Source organism: Brevundimonas sp. AVps4, from assembly GCF_058681525.1.
Map to the genome: position 1 here is coordinate 1,355,266 of NZ_CM178741.1, position 17,235 is coordinate 1,372,500.

15 protein-coding genes (1 of these 15 only partly in view) are annotated in these 17,235 nt (G+C 68.7%); 5 read left to right on the forward strand and 10 right to left on the reverse strand.

Annotated elements, in window-relative coordinates:
* Positions 1–37: 37 nt before the first annotated feature.
* From ACW178_RS06675 to ileS, 4 genes are all read right to left on the reverse strand, one after another.
* Positions 38–907 (reverse strand): M23 family metallopeptidase, encoded by an 870-nt coding sequence (locus ACW178_RS06675; protein WP_287105515.1) that lies wholly within the window; start codon positions 905–907, stop codon positions 38–40.
* Positions 904–1,101 carry a DUF2093 domain-containing protein gene (locus ACW178_RS06680; RefSeq protein WP_054764998.1) on the reverse strand — a complete coding sequence of 66 codons (198 nt, stop codon included), beginning with the start codon at positions 1,099–1,101 and terminating at the stop codon, positions 904–906. The genes ACW178_RS06675 and ACW178_RS06680 overlap by 4 nt, the downstream gene beginning before the upstream one ends.
* Before the next feature lie 46 nt (positions 1,102–1,147).
* The gene (locus ACW178_RS06685; RefSeq protein WP_152949705.1) at positions 1,148–2,416 is read right to left on the reverse strand and encodes a cation:proton antiporter domain-containing protein; all 1,269 of its coding nucleotides are present in this window, start codon (positions 2,414–2,416) and stop codon (positions 1,148–1,150) included.
* A gap of 252 nt (positions 2,417–2,668) precedes the next feature.
* On the reverse strand, positions 2,669–5,593 hold the full coding sequence (ileS, locus tag ACW178_RS06690; protein ID WP_492024997.1) for an isoleucine--tRNA ligase: 2,925 nt from the start codon (positions 5,591–5,593) through the stop codon (positions 2,669–2,671).
* 310 nt (positions 5,594–5,903) lie between these two features.
* Between ileS and ACW178_RS06695 the strand changes: the two genes are divergently transcribed.
* The gene (locus ACW178_RS06695) at positions 5,904–6,797 is read left to right on the forward strand and encodes a hypothetical protein (RefSeq protein WP_183216969.1); all 894 of its coding nucleotides are present in this window, start codon (positions 5,904–5,906) and stop codon (positions 6,795–6,797) included.
* Positions 6,798–6,937: 140 nt separating this feature from the next.
* On the opposite strand, the gene ACW178_RS06700 is transcribed toward ACW178_RS06695, so the two are convergent.
* The 3 genes from ACW178_RS06700 to ACW178_RS06710 form a co-directional block, all read right to left on the reverse strand.
* Entirely contained in the window at positions 6,938–9,826 is a 2,889-nt protein-coding gene (locus tag ACW178_RS06700; RefSeq protein WP_492024998.1) for a M16 family metallopeptidase, read from the reverse strand.
* A gap of 160 nt (positions 9,827–9,986) precedes the next feature.
* Positions 9,987–10,709, reverse strand: a complete 723-nt coding sequence (locus tag ACW178_RS06705) for an anti-sigma factor family protein (protein WP_182715110.1) — start codon at positions 10,707–10,709, stop codon at positions 9,987–9,989.
* On the reverse strand, positions 10,706–11,209 hold the full coding sequence (locus ACW178_RS06710) for an RNA polymerase sigma factor (RefSeq protein WP_287105987.1): 504 nt from the start codon (positions 11,207–11,209) through the stop codon (positions 10,706–10,708). Before ACW178_RS06710 ends, ACW178_RS06705 begins: the two co-directional genes overlap by 4 nt.
* Positions 11,210–11,330: 121 nt before the next feature.
* Here ACW178_RS06710 and ACW178_RS06715 point away from each other — a divergent pair, with 121 nt between their 5' ends.
* On the forward strand, positions 11,331–12,662 hold the full coding sequence (locus ACW178_RS06715) for a S8 family serine peptidase (RefSeq protein ID WP_054765004.1): 1,332 nt from the start codon (positions 11,331–11,333) through the stop codon (positions 12,660–12,662).
* A gap of 86 nt (positions 12,663–12,748) precedes the next feature.
* Positions 12,749–13,408, forward strand: coding sequence for a hypothetical protein (locus ACW178_RS06720; RefSeq protein ID WP_054765005.1), 660 nt, complete (start codon positions 12,749–12,751; stop codon positions 13,406–13,408).
* Between the two features lie 118 nt (positions 13,409–13,526).
* Here ACW178_RS06720 and hfaD read toward each other — a convergent pair whose 3' ends face one another.
* Genes hfaD through hfaA form a run of 3 tightly spaced genes read right to left on the reverse strand, consistent with a single transcriptional unit; the run spans position 13,527 to position 16,025 of the window.
* Positions 13,527–14,642 (reverse strand): holdfast anchor protein HfaD, encoded by a 1,116-nt coding sequence (gene hfaD / locus ACW178_RS06725; protein WP_287106365.1) that lies wholly within the window; start codon positions 14,640–14,642, stop codon positions 13,527–13,529.
* The gene (gene hfaB / locus ACW178_RS06730) at positions 14,569–15,585 is read right to left on the reverse strand and encodes a holdfast anchoring protein HfaB (protein ID WP_287106363.1); all 1,017 of its coding nucleotides are present in this window, start codon (positions 15,583–15,585) and stop codon (positions 14,569–14,571) included. The genes hfaD and hfaB overlap by 74 nt, the downstream gene beginning before the upstream one ends.
* A complete protein-coding gene (gene hfaA / locus ACW178_RS06735) occupies positions 15,582–16,025 on the reverse strand; it encodes a holdfast anchoring protein HfaA (RefSeq protein ID WP_492024999.1) in 444 nt (147 codons plus the stop codon). The genes hfaB and hfaA overlap by 4 nt, the downstream gene beginning before the upstream one ends.
* Before the next feature lie 117 nt (positions 16,026–16,142).
* Here hfaA and ACW178_RS06740 point away from each other — a divergent pair, with 117 nt between their 5' ends.
* Positions 16,143–16,859 carry a rhomboid family intramembrane serine protease gene (locus ACW178_RS06740; protein WP_492025000.1) on the forward strand — a complete coding sequence of 239 codons (717 nt, stop codon included), beginning with the start codon at positions 16,143–16,145 and terminating at the stop codon, positions 16,857–16,859.
* Between the two features lie 91 nt (positions 16,860–16,950).
* Positions 16,951–17,235, forward strand: partial view of a CBS domain-containing protein gene (locus ACW178_RS06745; RefSeq protein ID WP_183216983.1) — the 5' portion only. 144 nt of this gene lie beyond the right edge of the window; the window shows 285 of its 429 coding nt (coding positions 1–285); it begins with the start codon at positions 16,951–16,953; its stop codon lies off the right edge, out of view.

Consider the following 17,235-nt stretch of genomic DNA (forward strand, 5'->3'; position numbering starts at 1 on the left):
ATAAGGGATTTCCCTTAGGCAGGCAAGCGGCCGCGAATCAGGCCAGGCGCTCGGGCGGCCGGGCGCCGATCAGAAGCGAGGGGTCCAGGTTGCGGTCGCGCCATTTCAAGCGCCAGCACAGGTGCGGGCCGGTCGCGCGGCCGCTCATGCCGACCCGCCCCATCGGATCGCCGCGACGAACGGTCTGACCGGCCGCGACGTCGATCTGCGACTGGTGAAGATAGGCGCTGATCAGCCCCTGACCATGATCGATCAGGGTCAGACCGCCCTCGAAATGCATGTCGGGCCGGGTGAAGATCACGCGGCCGTCGGCCGGCGCCCGGATGACGGTTCCGATCGGCGCGGCCAGATCGACGCCGTAATGGGGCCGCGCGGGCGTGCCGTTCAAAACGCGCTGGGCGCCCCAGGCGCTGGAGACGCGATAGGTCTCCAGCGGCCAGACGAAGCCGTCGCGGAAGTCGTCCGTATCAGCCCGGCTGGCGAAGGCCTCGGTCTTGACCAGGACCTCCTGGCGAATGCGCTCCAGCAGGGCCGGATCGCTGGGCTCGACCGTGGCCGGCGGCAGGCCGTCGATCCGTGTCGAGGGGAAGTCATAGGGGGCCACGGCGATGCGGCGTCGGGTGGTTTGCGCGCCGTCGCGGGCTTCGATGTCCACCTCTGCGGCGGCGTCTCGGTCAAAGCCCACGATGAACAGGCCGTCGGCGGAGGCGGTGCTCAGGGCCTCGCCATCCACGAAGATCAGGGCGCGCGGCGCCGTGCGACCCAGGGCGTAGCCGCCTTGTCGCCAGGCGCCGTTCATCGCCAGGGGCAGGGCGGACGGCGTCTCGCCGCGCGCGGCGGCGCCCAGGCCGCGGGGCGTCGCAACCGCAGAGGCCAGGCCCAGCAGCAGCGGCCGGCGGCCGATCATTCAGGCTGCATCCGGGCGATGAACTCGGCCGGGCCGAAATAGGCTTCCTGCCGGCTGGGGCTCCAGTACCGCAGCACCTCCAGGGGAATGGGCTTCTCCGTCACGGCGCAGCGCACGAAACGGCCGGGCTTCAGCACTGCGAACTCCCCGTCGCCGTAGTGAAGCACCGCCTGGGCTGAAAGGGTCTCGTCCATGGCCGCAGTTAACGACGATCCCGAGCGCCCGCCAAGAGGCGTCGGCTCAGGCGGTGGCCGGATTCGATGCGGCCTTTTCCGCCGCGTGGTCGATCGCCGCCTGTTTGGCCTCGGGCGAGCCGGCGACGGGCGGGCGGGGCCGCCCTCCCATCCGATCCGTCAGCAGGAAGACGAAGGGGTTCAGCGAGATCGACAGCAGGGCCGCCGCCAGGATCAGATCGTGGGTCTCTCGGCTCATGGCCCCCAGATAGACGCCCAGGGCCGCCAGGATGAAGGAGAATTCGCCGATCTGGGCCAGGGAGGCCGCGACTGTCAGGCCGGTCGAGCGATCCAGCTTGAAGCCGTGGGTGATGACCAGGGCCGCCAGCGACTTGCCGACGATGACGATGGCCAGGACGCCCAGAACCGCCAGCGGATCGCGCACCAGGATCATCGGGTCAAACAGCATGCCCACCGAGACGAAGAACAGGACGGCGAAGGCGTCCCGCAGGGGCAGGGACCGTTCGGCCGCATTATGCCCAAGGGGAGAGGCGTTCATGACCAGCCCGGCAAGGAAGGCGCCGAGGGCGAACGAATGGAATAGATAATAGGCCAGCCAGGCGATGCCCAGAGCGATCGCCAGGACGCCCAGGGTGAAGAGTTCGCGCGACCGGGTATGGGCGATCCGCACCAGGAGCCAGGGGATCAGACGCCCGCCGACCACCAGCATGCCGGCGACGAACAGGCCCACCTTCAACAGGGTCCAGCCGATGTTCATGCCCAGGGCGCCCAGGTCGGCCTGGGTTCCGGCCGGGACGAGGATCATCGGCAGCATGACCAGGGCGATGACGATCACCATGTCCTCGACGATCAGCCAGCCGACGGCGATCCGCCCGATTTCGCCCTTGACCTGTTTGCGCTCTTCCAGCGCCCGCAGCAGAACGACGGTGGAGGCGACCGAAAGGGAGAAGCCCATCAGCAGGGCCTCGACGTCGCCGAGGCCCAATAAGGTCCGGCCCAGGGCCCAGCCCAGGGCGGTGGCGGCGGCGATCTGGACCAGGGCGCCGGGCACGGCGACCTTGCGCACCTGCATCAAATCCTTGGGCGAAAAATGCAGACCGACGCCGAACATCAGCAGGATCACGCCGATCTCGGCCAACTGGGGCGCCAGTTCCAGATCGGCGACGAACCCCGCCGTATAGGGACCGACGACGATCCCCGCGACCAGATAGCCGACCAGAGGCGACAGTTTCAGACGATTGGCCAACATGCCGAACACGAAGGCGAGGACGAAGCCTCCGACCAGGGTGAGAATCAGGCTGTCGGCATGCGTCATCGGGGCTCCTGCGAAGGGGAAGGGCGCGCTGTTCGGAGACGTCGCAGTTGGTGGCCGCAGGCCGCTTTTTCAAGATGACGCAGTGTCGCGTTCAGACCTTCCCCGCTTGCGGGGGAAGCAGCAGGTCGAGGCGCGCAGCAATACGCTCGACGACGGGGGAGGTCTTCCTTCAGGCGACACCTCCCCCTCCGAGCCTGGTCCGCTGCGCGGACGCCGGCCCACCTCCCCCGCAGGCGGGGGAGGGTCTTGAAGTCAGCGTCGCGTCTGGTCCCAGTACCGGACCGCATCGGCGTCGCGCGCCGACAGGTCGGGGTAGTCGGGGTCGGAGCCGACGTCGGGGACGCGCCGCCAGGAGCGGGCGCATTTGGGATAGTCGGCCAGGTTCACGGTCACGGCCAGGGCCTCGCCTTCGACCAGTTCCGCGCCAGAGGTGCGGAAAATCTCGGCCGCGTCCAGGCCGTCGAACGGGGCGAAGGTCCCGGCCGGGGCCGTTACGGTGGGCCAGGCGTCCAGCGCTCCGCCGATCCGCTTGTCGCGACGGGCGGCCTCCAGGGATTCGTTGACGACTTCCAGGACGGTGTTGATCTTCGCCCACCGAGCCGCCTCGGCCGCATTCTCCCACGCCGCCGGGGTCTCAGGCATCACCCGCAGGCAGTTGCCCCCCGCCTCCGGGAAGCGCGTGGTCCAGGCCTCTTCCATCGTGAAGGGCGTCAGCGGCGAGAGCCAAGCGGTCAGGCGGGCGAACACCTCGTCCATCACCGTGCGGGCCGCGCGACGGCGCAGGGCGTCGGGGCGGTCGCAGTACAGGCTGTCCTTGCGGATGTCGAAATACAGGGCCGACAGGTCGTTGGAGCAGAACTCCAGCACCGGCCGCACCACGTCCTGGAACCGGTATTCGGCATAGGCCTGGCGCACATGGGCGTCCAGCTCCCGCAGGCGGTGCAGGATGAACTTCTCCAGCGGCGGAAACTGGTCGTAGTCGGTCATTCGCTCGGCCGCGTCGAAGTCGGCCAGGGCGCCCAGCAGATAGCGGACCGTGTTCCTCAGCTTGCGATAGGCGTCGACCGTGGTCTGCAGGATCTGTTTGCCGATCCGCTGGTCTTCCGAATAGTCGACCAGGGCCACCCACAGACGCAGGATGTCGGCGCCGCTCTCCTTGATGATGGTCAGGGGATCGGTCGTATTGCCCTTGGACTTGGACATCTTCTCCCCCTTCTCGTCGAGGGTGAAGCCGTGGGTCAGGACCGCCTTGAACGGGGCGCGGCCACGGGTGCCGCAACCTTCCAGCAGCGACGACTGGAACCAGCCGCGGTGCTGGTCCGACCCTTCCAGATAGAGGTCGGCCGGCCAATGCGCCGGGCGGTCGCCCGTATAGCCGTGCTCGGGCAGGCGCGGATCCAGGGTGAAGGCGTGGGTCGAACCGGAGTCGAACCAGACGTCCAGAATGTCCTCGACCTTTTCGTAGCGGGCCGGGTCGTGAGCGCCCAGGAAGTCGCTGTCCGGCGCGGTGAACCAGATGTCGGCGCCGTGTTCGGCCACGGCCGCGACGATGCGGGCGTCGACCTCGGGATCATGCAGGGGCTGGCCGGTCTGTTTGTCGATGAACATGGCGAGCGGCGTGCCCCAGGCGCGCTGGCGGCTGACCAGCCAGTCGGGACGCCCCTCGACCATCGACCGGATGCGGTTCTTGCCCGCCGCCGGATGGAAGGCGGTGTCGTCGATGGCGTTCAACGCCGTTTCGCGCAGGGTGTCGCCGCTCTTCAAGGGCTGGTCCATGCGGATGAACCACTGGGGCGTATTGCGGAAGATGATCGGCGCCTTGGACCGCCAGGAGTGCGGATAGGAATGCTCCAGCCGCCCGCGCGCGAGGAGATTGCCGGCCTCGATCAGCTTCTCCATCACCGCCCCGTTGGCGGGACCGAACTTGCCGGTCTTCTTGCCCTCGGTCTCCAGAACCTTCAGCCCGGCGAACAGAGGGACGTGGGGGTAATAGGCGCCGTCCGGATCGACCGTGTCCGGCACCTCGTGATGACCGTGGGCCCTCCACACCTCGAAGTCGTCGGCGCCGTGGCCGGGCGCCGTGTGGACGAAGCCCGTACCGGCGTCGTCGGTGACGTGGTCGCCGGCCAGCAGGGGCACGGAGAAGCCGTAACCGCTGTCGAGCGCCGCGAGGGGGTGGGCGCATTCCAGGCCCGACGGATTGATGTCGTAGACACGGGTCCAGGCGGCGATCTTGGCCGCCTTGAACACATGCTCGGCCAGCTTGTCGGCGACGATCAGACGATCGCCCGGCTTGGCCCAGGGCGCGAACTCCAGACCCTCTTCCATGGCCGTGACCTCATACAGACCATAGGCGATCTCAGGGCCGTAGCTGATCGCGCGGTTGGCGGGGATGGTCCAGGGGGTGGTGGTCCAGATCACGACCGAGGGCGTGCCGCTGCGGAAGGACAGCAGATCGTCGGGGTGGTCGTCGGATGCGCCCGTGACCGGGAACTTGACCCAGATCGTCGGCGACACATGGTCGTGGTACTCGATCTCGGCGTCGGCAAGCGCCGTGCGCTCGACCGGCGACCACATGACGGGCTTGGATCCGCGATACAGCTGGCCCGAGTTCTTGAACTTGTGGAACTCGGCGACGATAGCCGCTTCCGACTTGAAGTCCATGGTGGCGTAGCGGTTGGCGAAGTCGCCGACGGCGCCCAGGCGCAGGAACTGCTCCTTCTGCAGGTCGATGTATTTGCCGGCGTAGTCGCGGCAGGCGGCGCGGAACTCGTCCTTGGACACCTCGTCCTTGCGGCGGCCCTTGGCGCGGAACTGTTCCTCGATCTTCCACTCGATCGGCAGGCCGTGGCAGTCCCAGCCGGGGACGTAGTCGACGTCATAGCCCAGCAGGAAACGGCTGCGGACCACGAAATCCTTCAGCGTCTTGTTCAGCGCATGGCCGATGTGGATGTCGCCGTTGGCGTAGGGCGGGCCGTCGTGCAGGACGAACAGGGGCGCGTTCTGCTTCTGCCGCTCGGCGCGCAGGGCGCCGTACAGGTCGCCCCACTGCTCCAGGATCGCCGGCTCCTTCTGCGGCAGGCCGCCCCGCATGGGGAAGGGCGTTTCGGGCAGGAAGACGGTGTCGCGATAGTCGCGGCCGGAGGGGGTGTCGGTGGTGTCGGTGGCGTCGGCCATGGGTCGTCTCGGCGTCGTGGGGTGAGCGTTCGCTGTCTTCGTTCGCCCTATCGCGCTGCTGAGGGCGGTCGTTCCCGGCGTGCACGGGGCCAAGGGCCCAGAGGCGCTACGCCGGGCGGCTAATCGAAATCAGGCGAATGAGGACGCGGACGGTCATTGTGGAGGCGGTCTAGCAGACGGATGCGGCATTGCGCCATCCCGAACACCGCCGCGTCTCAACGGAAACGAAAGGCTTTTGCCGTCTTGGTTAAGTTTGGATCGTCCGGAAGTCTGTTCGGGCGAGATGAGAATTCGTTCGGGAGTCCCGCCGATGCGGCAGCGGATCAGGAATTGGATGCTGGGTCTGGCGGCCGGCGCGGCCATGCTGGGCGTCGCCGGCGCGGCTGCCGCCCAGAGCTGCGGCCAACCGGCCTGCGAGCCGCCGCCGCCGCCCTGCTGCGAGCCGCCGCCGCCCCCGCCCCCGCCCTCTTGCGGAGACGGCGGTTCCTGCGGCGGGGGCGGGGGCCACTGGTCGTCCAACACCAATGTCAATGTGAACGTCAATGTGAACGCCGGTGCGTCCGCCAACGCCGGCGCCAACGCAAACGCTGGCGCGCGGGCCTATATCAACGCGCGAGCCGGCGGGTTCGCGGGCGGCTATGGCTACGGGGGGGGCGGCGGTGCGGCTTATGTGACCGTGGACCAACCCTATCCGACCACCATTCAGGGCCTGGCCGTCGAGGGGCTGGCCCAGACGGTGCGGACGCCCTTCACCGCCTATCGGAGAATGATGAAGCGCGTGGTGATCCAGGCCGTCTGTATCGACGATCGCCAGGTGCCGCATCCCGCCTCTCAGGTGAAGCCTGACCGCGAGATCGCCGACGGCTATGAGGGCGAAATCTACCGTTGCCTGGCGGGCACCTGGCTCCAGGCGACGATCGCCGACTATGAGGGTGAGATCAAATTCGACCACGGCACGACCCTGACCTGCAACAAGCACGAGGCCCTGTGGTTCGGCGGCGAAGGTCGGCTGGAATGCCGCCCCGAAAAGCCCGAGCGCGACTGCAACGAGCGTTCCCTCCTGCGTCGCTACGGCGCCGGGGTGAAGATCCTGACGATGTATCGCGAGGAAGAATACACCGAATACCGCGAAGAGGTGCAGAGCGCGACGGTCGTCACCGGCGCCATCACCCTGGACGGCGGCGTCGGCGGCCGGGTCTTCTGAACCGGAGCTGACACGCCCCGTTCAGCCTCGGCTCAGGCGCCGCGTGCGAGATATGGGGGCGTCGACGTCTCCGTCGATGATCCTGAAAACTGCCCTGAAAAGGGTTCGGCCCCGGCTCTTTCGAACCGGGGCCGTTTTTCTTACTGGGCCAGCTTGTCCGAGACGACCTCGGCGCGCCAGGCCGTGTCCGGCTTCAGATAATGCTGCGCCAGCCGTTGCAGGTCGGCCGCTGTGACGGCTTCCAGTACCGCGATATTGTTGCGGGTCTGGTCCAGCGAGGCGGGGTCCGACTGGGCCTCGGACAACTGGGTCAGCCAATAGCCGTTGTCGGCCATGCTGCGGCGCAGACGCTCCAGCGCCGGGCGGCGGGCGCGGTTCAGTTCGTCCTCGCCGATCGGATTGTCGCGCAGATCGGCGGCGATGGCGTCCACTGCGGTGAACAGTTTCGGCAGGGACTCCGGCGCCGTCTCGGCCGCCACGACCATATAGCCGTAGCCGGGGAAGACGTCGGAGGTGCTGGAGCCGGCGTTGGGCGAATAGGCCAGACCCTGCTTCTCGCGGATGTCTTCGTTGAGCCGCAGCTGCAGCACGGCCGACAGCAGGGACAGCTGACGCGAGGTGGTGCGGTCGCCGATCTGGTCAGTCGTCGGCCAGGCCACCACGCCCAGAGCCTGTTCAGCCTGGCCGGTGTGGGTCAGCCGGACCGGGGTCGCCGTGGGCGCAGGGAAGCGCCGTTCGGCCGAACCGGCCGGCGGCGTCGGCGCCGCGCCGCGGGCGGGCAGGGCGCCGAAGGTCGAGCCCACGGCCGCGATCACAGCATCCACGTCCACATCGCCGACGACGGTGATCTCGACCGGGCCGGAGGCCAGGGCGGTCTTGATCTGCTCGCGCAGCGGCTCGATCCGCACCGACTGGAACTCTTCGACCGTCGGCGTGGCGGCGCGCTTGTCGCCCCCGGCCAGGATCGCGCCGCCCTTCACCGCAAAGGCGCCGCCGGGCGTGGCCGTCAGTTGCTCCAGAGTTTGGGGATAGGCCGTCTGGGCGCGTTGCAGCGGGGCGGGACGCAGGCCCGGATCGGTCAGGAAGGCGGTCAGCACCTGAAGCTCCAGCGCCAGATCTTCAGGCCGGGTCGAGCCGCTGAAGACATAGCCGTCTTCGCCCTGGCTGACCGAGGTGTTGATCACATGACCCGCCAGGACCCGATCCGCCTCATCCACCGTCAGCTTGCCCAGGCCGCCGGCGTTCAGCACCGTATCGGCCAGGGACAAGGGCGAGAAGCGGTCTGTCGGCAGCCCCAGGGAGCCGATGCCGGTCTTGGCCCTGATCAGAATCTGATCGTCGCGGAAGTCGGTCTTCTTGATGTTCAGCAGCGTGCCGTTGGGGAAGCGCACCAGCACGGCCCCCAGGTCCGACACCTCGGTGCGCGACGACGGGGTCGCCGCCGCGCCGAAGTCGGCGTAGGGCCATTCCAGGGCCGCCTGATCGGCCGGAGCCGCCACAGGAACCTGACGCGACGCCTCCAGGGCGGCCGTGACGGCCGCCTCGCCGCCCTCGACCGGGACCGGGCTGGTGAAGAGCACCAGCGGCCCCTGGCCTTCGAATACCGGGCGGACGGCGGCGTCTACCTGTTCAGGCGTCAGGTCGGCGACAATCCGTTCGAACTGATCCAGGCTCTGCTGGGGCGCGGTGAAGACCGTGTCGCTGTTGACGGCGTTCAGCAGGGCGCCGGCCAGGGCGGGGGTGGAGCGGGTCGCTGCGGTGGCGACGGCGTTCTGAAGCGAGGTGCGGTATTCGGTGATCTCGCGCTGAAGTTCAGGCGCGGTCACCCCGTATTGGGTCAGGCGGCGCGCCTCCTGTTCGACGGTCTCCAGGGCGCGCTTCCACTGGCCCGGGGTGAAGCTGACCGACAGGACGCCGGCGTCCAGGCTGTCGAACAGCGACTGATAGCCGGCGCCGGCGCCGAGGAAGGGCGGATTGTCGGCCCGCGCCATCTCGCCCAGCCGTCGGTTCAGCACGGCTAAGCCCAGGCTGCGGCGAATGTCCTCGGCCCGCTCGTTGAAGCTGTCGGGGTCCAGGTCCGGCGCCTTGATCCAGTTGATTTGGATCGACGACTGCACGCCCGGCTCCACAATGATGCTGGTCTGGGGCTGGCGCGGCTGCACCTGGCCCAGGTCGGGCTCGGGCCCGTCCGCCGCCTTGGGCGTCCAGTCGGCGAAGGCGCCGCGCACCTTGGTCTCCATGGCGTCCAGGTCGAAGTCGCCCACGGCGATGAAGGTCGCCCGCGACGGGCGGTAATAGGCGTCATAGAAGTCCACGAAGCGCTCGCGCGGCGCGGTGCGGATCACCTCCAGGTCGCCGATCGGCAGGCGTTGCGACAGGCGCTGGCCCGGCGCCAGCAGGGCCAGCTGGGTCTTCAGCACCCGCATCTGCGGGCTGTTGCGGCTGCGTTCCTCGCCCTCGATCACCCCGCGCTCGGCGTCGATGGACTCCGGCGCCATCAGGGCGTCGCCCATCATCTGCCGCATCACCCGCAGCGACGTATCGACCGTCTCGTCCTGGGTGTTGGGCAGCTCCAGCATATAGGCGGTCTGGTCGAAGCTGGTGAAGGCGTTGGTGTCGGCCCCGAAGGCCAGGCCCAGCCGCTCCAGGATCCGCAGCATCTCATTCTCGGGGATGTCCTTGGTCCCGTTGAAGGCCATATGTTCCATGAAGTGGGCCAGGCCCTTCTGGTCGTCCCGCTCCATCAGCGAGCCCGCGTCGATCCGCAGCCGGAACGAGGCCTGACCGGGCGGGGTGGCGTTGTGCATCAGGGCGTAGCGCATGCCGTTGGGCAACAGGCCGTAGCGCACCGCCGGATCGGCCGGAACGTCGCTGGCGGACTGGGCCCAAGGATCGGACGGCGCGACCTGTCCTTCCACCTGAACGGCGGCGGGGGAAGCCGCCAGAGCCAGGGCGGGAACACTGAAGGCCCCCGCAGACAGAGCCAACCCGGAGGCTGCCAGCAGCAGCAGACGACGCGCAGAACGCATGAACTCACTCCCAACGCCGCAACCCCCGACGGAGCGGCTTTTGTCCGCAGTAGGGGAGCGTGGGGGCGAGGGCAAGGCGACCTTTTGCACCGCCCGACGCCCCTCCGGGGTCGAAGGCGCTTTGCAAGCGGTGAATTTGAAGAGGGAATCCGTTCGCGGACTAGCGCCAGCCTTCGTCGCGGGCGCGCGCCTCAGTGACGGCGTCGGCGGAGGGACCGGCGATCAGGGCATCGACCGCGCTAAGGACGGCGGCTGGGGTGTCGGACGAGGCCGTGCGGACTTCGCCGGTTGGACTCGACAGGGGCGCCAGGGCCTGGACGGTCCAGCCGTCCGACCGGCGACAGGCCAGGCCCGCCAGCCCGTCGTCTCGAGCCTGGAACGTGCGGCACCAGCGGCCCTCGCCGTCCTGGAAGGTCAGACCGACGGCCCGACCGGCGTTGTCCGCCCCCTCTGACGCGAGGCGGCGATCCAAGACCTTGACCAGATCCCTGTCGGCAAGGACGCCGTCCTCGGCGACACGGATGCCGGAGCCGCTGTTCAGGCCCGGCCCGATCAGCACCCCGGCGACGAAGGCCGCCGCAGCCAGCCCGCCCCAGATCGGCGCCTGGCGCGGCGCGAGGGCTTGGGACAACCAGGCTTTCAAACCCGCCAACGGCGCTGCGCGGACGTGGCCGCCATTGGCGATCAGGCGCGACAGATCACGGTCGCGGGGATCGACCTGGACCAGAAAGGCCGCCTGCGTCGCCGCGCGCAACCGTCGCGCCGTCGCCATCCGTTCGGCCAGGGCGGAGTCGGTCCGGGCCGCCGCTTCCAGCCGTGCGACCGCATCGGGCGCCAGTTCGCCGTCGGTCCAACGCATCAGGGTTTCATCGTCGATGTTCATCCCGTCACTCCCTGCTCGGCCAACGTCTGCATCAAGGTCTGACGGCCGCGCACCAGACGGCTGGTCAGGGTGCCGGCGGGCACGCCCAGAACCTGGGCTGCCTCGGCGTAGGACAGGCCCTCGACCAGGACGAGGGCGACCGCATGTTTCTGATCCTCGGGCAGGGCGTGGATGGCGTCGCGCACCAGCCGGGCGTCGGCGCGCAGACCTTCGTCCGCCTGGGCGGCGTCGGGCACACGGGCCGTGGCCTCGTCCTCGGGCGTCAGGACCCGGCCCCAGCGCTGGCGTGCGCGACCGTCGTCTATGGCGATCCGTCTCATGATGGTGAAGGTCCAACTGTCCAGCCGAGTGCCGGGCTTAAAGCCGCGCCGCGACGCCAGGGCGCGCTCCACCGTCTGCTGCACCAGATCCTGAGCGTCTGCGTCGTGGGAGCGGAGGACGCGGGCGAATCGGCGCAGGCGCGGCAGAAGCTCCACCAGCCCCCTCTGAAAATCGTCCACGTGTCGTCCTTTTCCATGCGGATGAAACGAATGAGCCCAAGCGTTTCATCCATGGCATATCGAGAACGGAACGCAGCGTGAGGCAAGGGCGAACTGGCGTGGGCGGTCGAAGGAGCCGACGATGAGATGGACATGGACCTCCGCCTGGGCCGGCCTGGCGGCGCTGCTGCTGGTGTCGCTGGCTGCGGGCACGCCGGCACGGGCACAGATCGGATCGCTGCCCGTTCCCAGCCTTCCGGGATCGGGGCAGGGTCTGCCGGATCGCCTGCCTGACCGTTTGACGGAGGGACTACCGGGTCTGGATGACATTGATCGCATGGGCCGCCAGGCGGTCGAGGACGCCTTGAGGGCGCCGTCGCGTCTGGCGCAACTGGTGCGGCGGTCCAATGGGGCGCTGGAGGCCGACCCTCAGGGCTGGCCTGTGGTGCGCGGCGAGATCGTGGCCCTGGACCTGTCGCCCGCCGCCCGCGACCAGGCGATGAGGGCGGGGTTTACGCTGCTGCGGGAGGAGCGGCTGGACGCTTTGGACCTGTCCAGTGTCATTCTGGCCCCGCCGCGGGGTCTGGCCTTGGCGCGGGCCGTCGCGCAACTGAAGCGACTGGACCCGCAGGCGGAGATCACCTTCAATCATGTCCATGACCTCGCCGGCGCCGTGCCGTCGGCGGAGACCGGACTGGTGGATCTATCCTCCAACGGTCGTAGAGAGACAGGCCCCACGCTCGGCTTGATCGACACGGGCGTCGAGGCCACCCATCCCGCCCTGGCCGGGGCGCAGATCGTGCAGCGAGGTTTCGCCGGCCCTCCGCGTATGGGCGCCCATGGGTTGGCGGTCGCCTCCCTGATGGTCGGCCGCGCCGGCCCATTCGCCGGCGGCGCGCCGGGCGCCGATCTGCGCGTCGCAGACATCTATGGTGGACAAGCGGCGAACGGCTCATCGACCGCCCTGGCCCAGGCTCTGGCATGGATGGTCGAGCAAAGAGTGTCGGTAGTGAACATCAGCCTGGTCGGCCCGCGCAACGCTCTAGTCGAACGCGCGATTCAGCGGGCCCAAGCCCGTGGCCTGACCGTGGTGGCCGCTGTCGGCAACGACGGCCCGGCCGCCCCGGCCCTCTATCCCGCCGCCTACGACGGGGTGGTCGGCGTGACCGCCGTGAACGCCCGCAACCAGGTTCTGCCGGAGGCCGCGCGCGGCCCTCAGGTGGCCTTCGCCGCGCCCGGCGCCGATATGGCCGCTGCGGCTCCGGGCGGTGGGTGGACCAGCGTGCGGGGAACTTCCTTCGCCGCGCCGATCGTGGCTGGACTTCTGGCGCGCCAGGGCCAGGCCGCGTTGGGACGTAGCGCCGAGGATCTGGGCGCGCGGGGCCGCGACCCGATTTATGGCCAAGGACTGGTCGGCGTCGCTTCGCGCGTTTCGCCACAGACCATGGGCGCGCCCGGGCGGCTGGCTCGGTAAAAATTCGAGCGGTCGGGATGAAACCTCGACGGCCGGTCGTTGGATCCTGTGAGGGCGAGATGCCCGAGACATGCAGGAGATTGACCATGAAGAAGACCCTGATGACCGCGACCGTCGCTTTTGGCCTGGCTCTGGCCGGTGCATCGCAAGCCCAGGTTCTGGGCGGTTCCGGCGGCTTGACCGGTGGTTTGACCGGCGGGCTCGGAGGCCAGGTCGGGAGCATGATGGGCGGCCAGATCGGCGGCTCCGGTTCCCTGGCCGGCAGCGTATCCGGTGCGGTGGACGGTTCGCGCATCCGTGACGGCGTCACCTCGACCACCGATCAGACCCTGACCCGCGCGGAACGTCGCGCTCAGCAGGCCCAGGCCCGCGCCGCCGCAGCCGCCGAGCGCACGCGCGCTCGGGCCGAGGACGCAGCCGTCACGGCTGGAAACCGCGTCGCTTCTACCGCTGCCGCCGCCCAAGGCCAGGCCCAGGGTGCGTTGAACGGAACCGTCAACGGCGCCGCCAACGCTGCGGGCTCCATTGAAGGCGAAGGCCAGGCCCAGGGGTCGGGTCTGGTGAATAGCGCCCTGTCCAGCAGAGGCGGTTCGGTCAGCGGCTCCTCATCGGGTTCGGGTCAAACCCAAACCCCCACGCACCGCGCCTCCGCCAACGCCGGCGTCAACGGATCGGCGTCCGCGGACCGCAACGGCGCAGCCGTCTCGGCCGGCGTTTCCGCCAGCGGCGGCGCCCGGCCCCACTAAGCTTGGCCGCTGATAGATATTAAGGAGGGCCCCGTCGTTCACGGCGGGGCCTTTCGGCAAAAGGGGCGCGCTGGGCGAGATATCGCGGCGGCTGCGTCTCTCGGCGGACCTTACTCCCTCAGCCGCCCGGCCGGCTGACATAGAAGGTGGCGCTGTTGCCGACGGCGGTGGCGCCGACCACGGCGGCGCGGCCGGACCCGATGGTGGCGGTGGTCGTGGCCGTGACATTGGCGTCGTTGGTCTGGCTGTTGGTCACATAAACCTCGCCGCCGCATTGCGAGCAGACGGAACCGGTCACGCTGTTGCCCACGGCCTCGGCGCCGACATAGGCGTCATAGCCGCTGACGCCCGTATAGGTCGCGGTCGCCTCGACCCCGCCGGTGTTCAGCTGGGTGTTGTCCAGCTCCAGATAGATGTCCTGGTTGCCGGCGACGGTCTCGTTGGCCACTGCGCGGGCGGCGACGGTGGTCTGGCCCTGCAGATTGGTCTGGGCGCGGGCCGCTGCGCGGACACGGCCCTGGTTGGTCTGGTCACTCGTCGCGACCAGAGAGCCGCCGGCGTTCGACAGGACGATCCGGTTGCCCCCGGCGCCGGCCCGGGCGGCCAGATTCCAGGCGTTGTCGACATAGACGTCGGTGCGGGCCTCGATGGTCGAGGGGGCGTTAGTCTGGCGCACTGTCAGATCCTGGTGGGAGGCCCCGTCCGTCGAAACCTGGACCAGGTTGGCCGCCGCATGGGCGGAAAAGTCGGCGGGAGCGGGGATGTATTGAACATCGGCGACGGTCTCGGCCAGGACGGGGGTTTGGGCCGACTGGTCTAGGGCGCCGGTGATCGAGGCGGACGATCCGCTGAGCGCAATCCGATTTGCCGCCGCCGTGGTGGCGACGGCGGCGCCGTCTTCGATATGGGCGGTCGGCGCCTGTACCGCGGTGCGGGCCGAGACGGACGGACCCGTCATGGTCTGACGCGCGGTCAGGTCGGCGGCCGCCTGATCGACGCCTCCGACCAGAAGATTGCCCGCAACGTCATTGGTCACCTGAAGTTGGCCCACGGCGACGTCCAGATTCACCGCGCCGGTGACCTCGCCGGTCATCGTCTGGGTGCTGGTGCAGGTGGAGCCGGTCTGGGCGTCGCAGACCGGCGCTTGCTGGGCCCTCGTCTCAGTAGCGAGAGCGGCGAACGTCGCCGTCGCGGCGATCATGCCAGCGAGACGGATCGGCGCGGGTCTGGCCATTGTTCGTCTCCGTGGTGGGATAGGCCGGATAATAGCCGCCGGTCGGACCGACGGTGGAATCGCCGAGCGGGTCGTTGGCGGCGTTGAGGCAGATTTCGGGGCCGGGGGCGCCGTAAAGATTGGCCATGAACTCGACCGTGGCCCGTTCGACCAGGGCGCGGACGGCCAGCTGCACCGGCTCCATCCCGCCGGACCCGGCCGAGATGTCGAAGACATTGCCGTTCAGGAAGTCGAACACGCCCGCCGAGATCTCGCGGCCGATGATTTGCTTTTGATAGGAGACCACGTCCACGACCTCGAGCGTGGTGGTCTGCACCAGCCGCAGGTCCATGGCGATGTTCATCACATAGACCCGCCCGGTCAGCAGGGCCGAACCCGGCCGCGCCGAGTCGACCTCGCCCTGGCCGGCGTCGAATCCGCCCGAGCGGATGTTGTAGTTTACCTCGGTGATGCCGCCGACGATGTAGAAGTCCGAGCCCGGCACCTGGCCGGCCAGGATGCGGCGGTACTGGGTGTCTTCCGGCCCCTGGGCTTCGGGCGTGGCGTCGCCGATCAGCTTGTTGTTGGCGTAGCGCAGCTCAAGCTCCGACACCGAGGTGTCGTAACGTTCGACGATCCGCGCGCCGGCCTTGGCGAGGGCCGAGTTGGCCATCAGCGAGGCGCCGCCGGTGATCTGGCGCCCGCCGTCGGAGGAGACGGTGCCCGTATAGTCGCTGATCCGCCCCACGGCCATGCGCGGCGAGGGCAGATTATAGCGGCGGGCGTAGTCGGCCAGGCAGTAGAGGGCGGTCGAATAGGGGGTTGGGTTGGCGGTGACCGGCGCATTGCCGATCGGCGTCGCATACTGGCCCGACGGCCCTGCGACCTGACTGACGCAGCCGGCCAGCAGCAGGGCGGCCGCAATCGACGCAGCGCCGGTGCGAATGAAGACAGGTCGGCTCATGGCAGGGTGAGGCTTCCGTTCAGAGCCGTGCCGGCGGTGACGTCGCCGTTGTTGGTCTGTTTCGAATTGACGATGACGGTGTTGTGGCTGCCCTGAACCACCACATTCAGCTGATTGCCGATGGCGGTCGAGCCGCCGATGGTCGCGCCCCCGCTGCTCGAGGCGCCGGCGCCGGCATAGGCCGAGGCCACCCCGCCCGACTGGCTGGAATAGGAGGAGGCGCCGGATTGGATCAGGCCGTTGACGATGATGCGGTTGCCGTTGGCGTCGCGTGTCGAGCCGGTCGCTGCAGCCTGGGTGGCGCTTCGCGCCGCCCCATAGCCTTGTTGAAAGCGCGCTGCGCCGGCTGAGCCCGTCGTCTGGGCGACCGCCAGCGCCGGGACCGCCAGGACGGCCGCCAGCGCCATCGTCAGGGGGGCGATCAGCCTCTGGACCGGCATGGGGGGACTCCTTGCGCGTCGACGAACCAAGGGACCGAACCACGATCCACCCGCTAAACTGGGTTAAGGTTATTAAGAACCGCTTGAGATCGGCGAAATCGTCACCCATTGAAAACCATGTCCGAACCTGACGACCGATTCGACGGCCCCCCGCTTTCAGATCCGCCCAAATCAGAGGCTGTATTCAACGCGCCTCTGTCGGTGGTCGTGGTCGCCCTGTCCATGCCGGTGCTGTTCTTCTTTCAGCGCCAGTTGCCCGACATGGGCGCCAGCATGGCCTTTGCGCCGATCGACCTGCAGAACGGCCGTTGGGGCGGGCTGTTCACCGCCATGCTGCTGCACGGTGGATGGGCCCATGCCCTGATGAATGCGGTCGGCGCCCTGGCCTTCGGCGCGCCGGTCGCGCGGCTTTTTGGCGAACGCTTCGGATCGAGCGTCTTTCTGCTCTTCTATATAGGGTGCGGCGTCATCGCGGCCTTGGGCTACGGGCTGGTGCATTGGGGATCTTCCGATCCGATGGTGGGAGCGTCGGGCGCCGTCTTTGGGCTGATCGGCGGGGCGACACGGCTGATGGGAGCGCCACAGGGCGGGAGGGGCGGCAGAGTCCTCAGCCTGTTCGACCGGCGTGTGATCACGGTTTCCATCGCCTGGATGGCGGTAAACGCCGTGACCGGCCTGATCGGCTATGCCCCCGGCGCCGACGGTGCGCGAATCGCCTGGGAGGCCCATGCCTTCGGCTTCTTGGCTGGGCTGCTGGCGATCGGACCCCTGGGACGCGCTTTCGGAACGACGTCGCACGCGGGACGCTCAGGCGGCGCCGATTCGACCATTTGATTCCCCGGCGTCCCTGAGCGATCATCGGTCCGAGCGGCCCTGTCGCCATCCCGGCCCTGCGGTCGTCTCCAAACAGAGAGAAGGAGCCGCGATGTTCGTCGCCGAGATCCTCAAGACCAAGGGAAACGCCGTCTATTCCATTACCGCCGATGTGACGGTGGCCCGGGCGTGTCAGGCGCTGGACGCCAAACGCGTAGGCGCTCTGGTGGTCCAGAACGGAGACGCCGTCGTGGGCGTCTTTTCGGAACGGGATGTGGTCAAGGCCGTGGCGGCCGACGGCCCAAACGCCCTCGCCCGACCCGTTCAGGACTATATGACCGCCAAGGTCATCTTCACCCAGCCGCGCGAAAGTTTGTCGGTCGTCATGAGCCGGATG